This is a genomic window from Mycobacterium sp. ABE4_509, from assembly GCF_056160785.1.
This window is the reverse complement of record NZ_JBSWXU010000002.1, coordinates 86763-95828: the sequence shown is the minus strand read 5'-3', so window position 1 is coordinate 95828 and position 9066 is coordinate 86763. Positions and strand designations below refer to the sequence as shown.

The following is a 9066-nucleotide window of genomic DNA, read 5'->3' as shown; positions in this document are numbered from 1 at the left end:
GTGGCTGCACCGCGGACATGATGGCCGGCATCACGATCCCCTTGAGCAGGTCGATCGCCTCACCGGCACCCAGCTGGTCGGCCGCGCTGGACAGATCGCCGAGGATGCCCCCGCTGGCCGGTGCGACCGGGGCCATCGCCAGCGACGGGTCACCCAGGATCGGGTAGGCGCCCAGCGTGGGGTCCAGGCCGATCGGCGCGGAGATGGGGATCTCGCCGGTGGCGGGCAGGCCTGCCGCCGTCGAGATGGGGGCGGCCCCCAGCGTCGGGTCGGTCAGCGCCGGCGGGGTGCTCAGGCCGGGCGTGGCCAGCGCCGGATCGGTCAGCGACGGAGTCACACCGGGGGTGGTCAGCCCGCCGGAGGGGGCGGTCTCCGGGGCGGCCAGCGCGGGATCGGTGAGCGTCGGCAGGGCCCCGGCGGGGTTGGTCAAGCCGGGGTTGGTCAGCGCCGGATTCGACAGGCCCGGGTCGGTGAGCGCCGGGGCGGTCAACCCCGGTGTGCCCAGGCCGGGCACGCCCAGGCCCGGTGTGCCCAGGCCGGGGGTGATCGTGGTGGGCGCCGGGCTCGATCCGGTGAGCAGCCCGGTCGGCAACGGGGGCAGGTTGATGCCGAACTGGGAAAGTCCCTGGGACAGCGCCGACATCAGCTCGCCCGGGAGGTCGGTGATGCTGGCGGCCTGCACGAACTCCCGGTGCTGGGGTTCGCCCTCGGAGATGTCGGACATGGCCACGACTGCAACAGGGCTTGCGACTGCCAGGGCGGCGACGGTGCTGAAGGCTGTCGAGAGCCGGCGGCGGCGTCGGTTCGGCACGGAAGTCTCCTCAATGTCTGGACGTAAAGACCCAGCCCGCAGGTCGTCGCTGCCACCGCGGGGTGACGGTCGTCGAGCGTCTGGATCTTCGTACGCAGTTGATGTTAATGAAGTGAATGCTGTGACTGGAGTGACGATGCTGAATCGTGAGCCAATTGCGATCTGGGCGGCTCGGCCAACCTCGGGCCGCACCCCTCGGTCGGATACCCTTGCTGCCGATGACAGCACTGCCTCAGCCCGAACAGCACTGGGACCTTTTCGTCGTCGGTTCCGGGTTCTTCGGCCTGACGATCGCCGAACGCGCGGCCACGGAGCTGAACAAGCGCGTCCTGGTCATCGAGCGGCGCGGACACCTCGGCGGTAACGCCTACTCCGAACCCGAGCCCGAGACCGGCATCGAAGTCCACCGCTACGGCGCGCACCTGTTCCACACCAGCAACCAGCGGGTGTGGGACTACGTGCGCCAGTTCACCGAGTTCACCGGCTACCAGCACCGGGTGTTCGCGCTGCACAACGGGCAGGCCTATCAGTTCCCGATGGGACTGGGCCTGGTCAGCCAGTTCTTCGGCCGCTACTTCACCCCCGACGAGGCCCGCGCGCTGATCGCCGACCAGGCCGCCGAGATCTCCACCGCCGACGCCCAGAACCTCGAGGAGAAGGCGATCTCGCTGATCGGGCGCCCGCTCTACGAGGCCTTCGTCAAGCATTACACCGCCAAGCAGTGGCAGACAGACCCCAAGGAACTGCCCGCGTCGAACATCACCCGGCTGCCGGTCCGGTACACGTTCGACAACCGCTACTTCAACGACACCTACGAGGGCCTGCCCGTCGACGGCTACACCGCCTGGTTGCAGAACATGGCCGCCGACGAGCGCATCGAGGTGCGCTGCGACACCGACTGGTTCGACGTGCGCGAGCAACTGCGTGCGGCGTCCCCGTCGGCTCCGGTCGTCTACACCGGCCCGCTCGACCGCTATTTCGGCTACGCCGAAGGCCGGCTGGGGTGGCGCACCCTCGACTTCGAACTCGACGTGTTGAGCGACTGCGGGGATTTTCAGGGCACCCCGGTGATGAACTACAACGACGCCGATGTGCCCTACACCCGGATCCACGAGTTCCGGCACTTCCACCCCGAGCGCGACTACCCGGACGACAAGACCGTGATCATGCGGGAGTATTCGCGCTTCGCCGAGGCCGACGACGAGCCCTACTACCCGATCAACACCGAGTCCGACCGCGCCCTGCTGGCGGCCTACCGGGCGCGGGCCAAGGCCGAGACCGCTTCGGCGAAGGTTCTGTTCGGCGGCCGATTGGGCACATACCAGTATCTGGACATGCACATGGCGATAGCCAGCGCGCTGAACATGTTCGACAACGTTCTGGCGCCACACCTGCGCGACGGCGCGCCGCTGGCCACCGCCGAGACCGAAGGCAACACCTGAATGAAAAGAGAAACCGTTGAGTGACATCCCGTCCGGAGCGCTGGACGCCGGGGCGTCGCGGGCGATCAGCCTGCTGGCCCGCGTCATCCTGCCACGGCCCGGCGAGCCGCTTGACGTCCGCAAGCTCTACATCGAGGAGTCGGACACCAACGCCCGCCGTGCCCATGCGCCGGCGCGCACCCAGCTCGAGATCGGTGCGGAGTCGGAGGTCTCGTTCGCCACCTATTTCAACGCGTTCCCGGCCAGCTACTGGCGCCGCTGGTCGACCCTGGAGACGGTGGTGCTGCGGGTCGAACTGACCGGCAGCGGCCGCGTCGACCTCTACCGCACCAAGGCCACCGGGGCCCGGATCACCGTGGGCGGCTCGGAGTTCGGCGGCGATTCCGGCGTACCGACCTCCGCGACGGACGGTTCGGGGGTGTCCGTCGTCGAGTTCGAGGTCGGCCTGGACCCGTTCGAGGACGGCGGATGGGTCTGGTTCGACATCACCACCGACAGTGCGGTGACGCTCCGCCACGCGGGCTGGTACGCACCCGTGCCCGCCCCGGGCCGGGCCGACGTCGCCGTCGGCATCCCGACCTTCAACCGCCCTGCCGACTGCGTCAACGCCCTCGCCGCGTTGACCTCGGATCCATTGGTGGACAAGGTGATCGGCGCGGTCATCGTCTCCGATCAGGGAAACCGGAAGGCCAAGGACCATCCCGGCTTCGAGGCTGCGGCCGCGGCCCTGGGGGACCGGTTGTCGCTGCACGACCAGCCGAACCTCGGTGGCTCGGGGGGTTACAGCCGGGTGATGTACGAGGCGCTGAACCACACCGACTGCGAACAGATCCTGTTCATGGACGACGACATCCGCATCGAGCCCGACTCGGTGCTGCGGGCGCTGGCGATGAACCGCTTCGCCAAGGCGCCGACGCTGGTGGGTGGACAGATGCTCAACCTGCAGGAGCCGTCGCACCTGCACGTGATGGGCGAGGTGGTCAACCGGGCCAACTTCATGTGGACCAACGCGCCGAACACCGAGTACGACCACGACTTCGCCAAGTATCCGCTGGCCGACGAGGACGACCGCAGTGTGCTGCTGCACCGCCGGGTCGACGTCGACTACAACGGCTGGTGGATGTGCATGATCCCGCGCCAGGTGGCCGAGGAACTGGGTCAGCCGCTGCCGCTGTTCATCAAATGGGATGACGCCGACTACGGCCTGCGCGCCGCCGAACACGGCTACGGCACGGTCACCCTGCCGGGAGCGGCCATCTGGCACATGGCCTGGAGCGACAAGGACGACGCGATCGACTGGCAGGCGTACTTCCATCTGCGCAACCGGTTGGTCGTCGCCGCGCTGCACTGGGACGGCAAGGTCACCGGACTGATGGCCTCGTCGATCAAGGCCACTCTCAAACACCTTCTCTGCCTTGAGTATTCAACGGTAGCGATTCAGAACAAGGCAATGGCCGATTTCCTGGCCGGGCCGGACCACATCTTCTCGATCCTGGAGTCCGCGCTGCCCGACGTGCGCGCCATGCGTGAGCACTATCCCGACGCGGTGGTGCTGCCGGGGGCCACCGCGCTGCCACCGCCCTCGGACATGCGCCGCAAGAAGATCACGATCCCGACGTCGCTGCCGGCCATCGCGGTACGGCTGGCCCGCGGGGTGTCCCATCAACTCACCCAGCACGACCCCGCGCACCATCAGCGGCCCCAACTCAACGTCGCCACCCAGGACGCCCGGTGGTTCCTGCTGTGCCGGGTCGACGGCGTCACCGTGACCACCGCCGACGGTCGCGGCGTGGTCTACCGGCAGCGGGACCGGGCCAAGATGTTCGAACTGTTGCGGGCCTCGATGCGTCAGCACATCCGGCTGGCCCGCAGATTCAACCGGATGCGCAAGGTCTACCGGGCCGCCCTGCCCACCCTGACCAGTCAGCAGAAGTGGGAGTCGGTGCTCAACGGGGGCCAGGCACCGGCGCCGGTGGCCACCGCGGTGAGAGCCGGAGATGCCTGACGCTCCGCGCGGCGAGGACGCCGTGCTGGTGGCCGTCCAGCATGGGCTGGCCGAGCGCCCGGGTGTGCTCCCCACCGCCCGTGCGCTGTCCCACTTCGGTGAGCACAGCCTCGGCTGGCTCACGGTGGCCGCACTGGGGGCGCTGGTGTCCCCGCGCCACCGCCGCGACTACCTCGCCGCCGGCGCCGGCGCCTTCATCGCCCACGCCTGCGCGGTGGTCATCAAGCGGGTGGTCCGCCGGGAGCGTCCGCACCACCCGGCCATCGCGGTCAACGTGGGGACACCCAGCCGGCTGAGCTTCCCGTCGGCACACGCGACATCGACGACCGCGGCGGCGGTGCTGCTGGCCCGGCCCACCGGGCTGCCGTTGCCGCCGCTGCTGGTTCCGCCGATGGCGTTGTCGCGCCTGGTGCTCGGGGTGCACTATCCCAGCGATGTGCTCGCCGGTGTCGCGGTCGGCGCGGCGGTGGGTGAAGTCGTAGGCAAGTCGGTCGGCAAGGTCGCCGACCGGTTCGAAGGAGGGCGCCCGTGAGCGCATCCCAGGTCGGACACGAGGCGGGCCCGGCGGCCGGCCCGCCGAACAACCTGGTGGCCGGCATCGTCAAGGCGCTGCGGCCCCGCCAGTGGGTGAAGAACGTTCTGGTCTTCGCCGCGCCGGTCGCCGCGCTGGGCGACGACCGCTACGTCTACGACCAGGGCGAAGTGCTGGTCCGGGTGTTGCTGGCGTTCCTGGTCTTCTGCCTGGCGGCCTCGACGGTCTATCTGGTCAACGACGCACGTGACGTCGAGGCCGACCGCGCGCACCCCACCAAACGGTTCCGCCCGATCGCCGCGGGGGTCGTCCCGGAATGGCTCGCCTATGCGATGGCGGCCGTGCTCGGGCTGCTGTCACTGGTGATCTCGTGGCTGGTCACCCCCAATCTGGCACTGGTGATGGCGATCTACATCACCATCCAGCTGGCCTACTGCTTCGGCCTGAAACACCAGCCGGTCATCGACATCTGCATCGTGTCCTCGGGTTTCCTCATCCGGGCGATCGCCGGCGGTGTCGCGGCCGGGGTGCTGCTGTCGCAGTGGTTCCTGCTGATGATGGCGTTCGGTTCGCTGTTCATGGCCGCGGGCAAGCGCTACGCCGAACTGCAGCTCGCCGAACGGACCGGCGCCAAGATCCGCAAGTCGCTGGAGAGCTACACGAGCTCTTACCTGCGCTTCGTGTGGACGCTGTCGGCCACGGCGCTGGTGCTGTGCTACGGACTGTGGGCCTTCGAGCGGGATGCCACCGGCGGCACCTCCTGGTTCGTGATCTCCATGGTGCCGTTCGTGATCGCGATCCTGCGTTACGCGGTCGACGTCGACGGCGGGATGGCCGGTGAGCCCGAGGAGATCGCGTTGAAGGATCGGGTGCTCCAACTGCTGGCACTGGCCTGGATCGGAACCATCGGTGCCGCCGTCTTCCTCAGCTGAGCGCCCGGGTGCGCCGCCGGCGGGCCGGCTGAGTCAGGCGGTGGTGGACCGGCTGAGCCGCTGGCCCGCCTTCCCCTACAGTGCCTCGGTCCGGATCAGCCTCTGGGTGAGTGTGACGTTGGTCGCGGTGCTGTTCGGCTGGGGCGCCTGGCAGCGGCGCTGGATCGCCGATGACGGACTGATCGTGCTGCGCACGGTGCGGAACCTGATGGCGGGCAACGGCCCGGTCTTCAACGCCGGGGAACGGGTCGAGGCCAACACCTCCACCCTGTGGACCTACCTGATGTACGTGGGTTCCTGGGTGGCCGGCCCGGCGCGCCTCGAATACGTCGCGCTGGTGTTGGCCCTGGTGCTCAGCGTGGCGGGGGTGGTGATGGTGATGCTGGGCACCGCCCGGCTGCTCGCCCCCGGCCTGCAGGGCAAGTCCGCGGTCCTGCTGCCGGCCGGGGCGCTGGTCTACATCGCGGTCCCGCCCGCCCGTGACTTCGCCACCTCGGGGCTGGAAAACGGTTTGGTGCTGGCCTATCTCGGGCTGCTGTGGTGGCTGATGGTGTGCTGGTCGCAGGCACGGCCCGCGCGCGCGTTCGAGGCCGCGCTGGCCGTGCTGGCCGGGCTCAGCGTGCTGGTGCGCCCAGAGTTGGCTCTCATCGGCGGGCTGGCGCTGGTGATGATGCTGATCGCCGCGCCGGACTGGCGGCGCCGCACCCTCATCCTGGTCGCCGGCGGGCTGCTGCCGGTGGCCTATCAGATCTTCCGGATGGGTTACTACGGCCTGCTGTTCCCCGGCACGGCGCTGGCCAAGGATGCCAGCGGCTCCAAATGGCAGCAGGGCTTCGTCTACCTCGCCAACTTCAACAAGCCGTATCTGCTGTGGGCTCCGGCGATGCTGCTGGTCGGGCTGGCGATCATGGTGCTGCTGTTGCGGGGCCGGGCGGCGCGGCCGTCCGGCGGCGGCACCGGAGCGGGCGGTTCGGGCCGGCTTGCCCGGCTGGTGCACAGCCCGCCGGCGGTGGTGGCGTTCATCCTGATCAGCGGTGTGCTGCAGGCGGTGTACTGGATTCGCCAGGGCGGCGACTTCATGCACGGCCGGGTGCTGCTCACCCCGCTGTTCTGCCTCATCGCGCCGGTGTCGGTGATCCCGCTCATGCTCCCCGAGCCCGCACGGATGGCCCGGGGCGCGGGATATCTGTACGCCGGTGCCACCAGCGTGCTGTGGCTGGCGGTGGTCGGCTGGGCGCTGTGGACGGCCAACTCGCCGGGCATGGGTGCCGACGCCACCCGGGTGACGGCCACCGGCATCGTCGACGAACGGCGCTTCTACGCCCAGGCGACCGGACACGCACACCCGTTGACGGCAGCCGACTACCTCGACTATCCGCGGATGCGGGCGGTCCTGACCGCCATCGAGAACACCCCGGACGGGGCCCTGCTGTTGCCGGCCGGCAACTACGACGTCTGGGACGTGGTGCCGGCGATCCCGCCCCCGCGGGACGGGCCCCGGTCACCCGCGGACAACTGGACCGGTCCCCACACCGTGTTCTTCACCAACCTGGGCATGCTGGGCATGAACGTGGGGCTCGACGTCAGGGTCATCGATCAGATCGGTCTGGCGAATCCGCTTGCCGCACATACGGCCAGGATCGAAGACGGCCGCATCGGCCACGACAAGAACCTCTTCCCGGACTGGGCGGTCGCCGAGGGGCCGTTCCTCAAGGACGAGGACTGGATCCCCGAGTATCTGGACGAGGACTGGATCCGGCAGGCCGAAGCGGCCCTGGAGTGCCCGGAGACCGAGGCGGTGCTCAACTCGGTGCGGGCGCCGATGAGCCCCCGGCGGTTCCTGTCGAACTTCGCTCACGCGGCGGAGTTCACCCGGTACCGGATAGACCGGGTGCCGCGCTATGAGCTGGCCAGATGCGGGCTTCCGCTGCCCGAACCGGTCAACCCGCCCTACACCGGCCTGCCGGCGGCGGGGCCCTGACCGCGGCGGCGATTTGTTGGGAGAGCAGGTTTTCTGCTTTCGTAACGCTCGAGCCATGTCGGTCAGATAAGCCATGTGACGGATACCGTGAATGACACGCACGAAGCGGTGCTGGGCGATCGCGGCGGGGAGAAGTGACCACAAAGGTGTGGTTGACTACACGGGCGACGGGGCCGGGTGTGTGGAGGATTTCCACCGCCTGTGCACGACGCTGCTTTACGAAAGATGGGAAACCAAACAACCATGAAGCTCGTTGGGAGGCTGCGCGGCGCAGCTAAGATGACGTGGCGCCGGGTCACGGTGGGGGCTGTTGTCGCGGCACTGCTGCCCGGCCTGATCGGTGCCGTCGGCGGAACCGCGACCGCAGGGGCGTTCTCTCGCCCGGGTCTGCCTGTGGAGTACCTCATGGTGCCGTCCGCGGGGATGGGCCGGGACATCAAGGTGCAGTTCCAGAGCGGCGGGGAGAACGCACCGGGCGTCTACCTGCTCGACGGCCTGCGTGCCCAGGACGACTTCAACGGCTGGGACATCAACACCGCGGCGTTCGAGTGGTACCTGGACTCCGGTCTGGCCGTGATCATGCCGGTCGGCGGGCAGTCCAGCTTCTACAGCGACTGGTACGAGCCGGCGTGCGGCGACAACGGTTGCCAGACCTACAAGTGGGAGACCTTCCTCACCCGGGAGCTGCCGGCCTACCTGGCGGCCAACAAGGGCGTCGACCCGAACCGCAACGCGGCGGTGGGCCTGTCGATGGCCGGTTCGGCGGCGCTGACGCTGGCGATCTACTACCCGCAGCAGTTCCAGTACGCGGCCTCGCTGTCGGGCTTCCTGAACCTCTCCGAGGGCTGGTGGCCGATGCTGGTGGACATCTCGATGGGTGACGCGGGCGGCTACAGCGCCAACGACATGTGGGGCCCGACCGAGGACCCCGACAGCGCCTGGAAGCGCAACGACCCGATGGTCAACATCAACAAGCTGGTGGCCAACAACACCCGCATCTGGATCTTCTGCGGCAACGGCAAGCCGTCGGAGCTGGACGCGGGCATGAGCTCGGGCAACCTGTTCAACGCGAAGTTCCTGGAGGGCTTCACACTGCGCACCAACAAGACCTTCCAGGAGGAGTACATCGCTGCCGGCGGTAAGAACGGTGTGTTCAACTTCCCGTCCAGCGGTACCCACAGCTGGAACTACTGGGGTCAGCAGCTGCAGCAGATGAAGCCGGACATCCAGCGCGTGCTGGGTGCGGTGCCGCAGCCGTCGGCTCCGCCTGCTCCCGCTGAGGCCGATGCCGAGGCCGCGGCCAACGGTGGCTGACGCCCGGCGCTGAATTCGAGATCGACGGCGGTGATCCTGAGCGGGTCAC

Annotated in this window: 7 protein-coding genes; 6 read left to right on the top strand and 1 reads right to left on the bottom strand. The window is 68.7% G+C overall.

The window, feature by feature from the left end; translation table 11 throughout:
* A partial coding sequence (locus tag ACXAID_RS01190) for a hypothetical protein (RefSeq protein WP_475020339.1) occupies positions 1–811 on the bottom strand: 811 nt, incomplete at its 3' end.
* Between the two features lie 209 nt (positions 812–1020).
* On the opposite strand from ACXAID_RS01190, the gene glf reads away from it, so the two are divergent.
* From glf to ACXAID_RS01160, 6 genes are all read left to right on the top strand, one after another.
* Complete coding sequence (gene glf, locus ACXAID_RS01185) at positions 1021–2253, top strand: UDP-galactopyranose mutase (RefSeq protein ID WP_475020338.1); 1233 nt, start codon at positions 1021–1023, stop codon at positions 2251–2253.
* 16 nt (positions 2254–2269) lie between these two features.
* Positions 2270–4258 (top strand): glycosyltransferase, encoded by a 1989-nt coding sequence (locus tag ACXAID_RS01180; protein ID WP_475020337.1) that lies wholly within the window; start codon positions 2270–2272, stop codon positions 4256–4258.
* Positions 4251–4790: a phosphatase PAP2 family protein gene (locus tag ACXAID_RS01175; protein WP_475020336.1), complete on the top strand. Its 540-nt coding sequence runs from the start codon at positions 4251–4253 to the stop codon at positions 4788–4790. The genes ACXAID_RS01180 and ACXAID_RS01175 overlap by 8 nt, the downstream gene beginning before the upstream one ends.
* A complete protein-coding gene (locus ACXAID_RS01170; protein ID WP_475020335.1) occupies positions 4787–5722 on the top strand; it encodes a decaprenyl-phosphate phosphoribosyltransferase in 936 nt (311 codons plus the stop codon). The genes ACXAID_RS01175 and ACXAID_RS01170 overlap by 4 nt, the downstream gene beginning before the upstream one ends.
* Positions 5700–7703 carry a terminal beta-(1->2)-arabinofuranosyltransferase gene (aftB, locus tag ACXAID_RS01165; protein WP_475020334.1) on the top strand — a complete coding sequence of 668 codons (2004 nt, stop codon included), beginning with the start codon at positions 5700–5702 and terminating at the stop codon, positions 7701–7703. Before ACXAID_RS01170 ends, aftB begins: the two co-directional genes overlap by 23 nt.
* A 243-nt stretch (positions 7704–7946) precedes the next feature.
* Positions 7947–9017, top strand: a complete 1071-nt coding sequence (locus ACXAID_RS01160; RefSeq protein WP_475020333.1) for an esterase family protein — start codon at positions 7947–7949, stop codon at positions 9015–9017.
* The last annotated feature ends 49 nt before the right edge of the window (positions 9018–9066 follow it).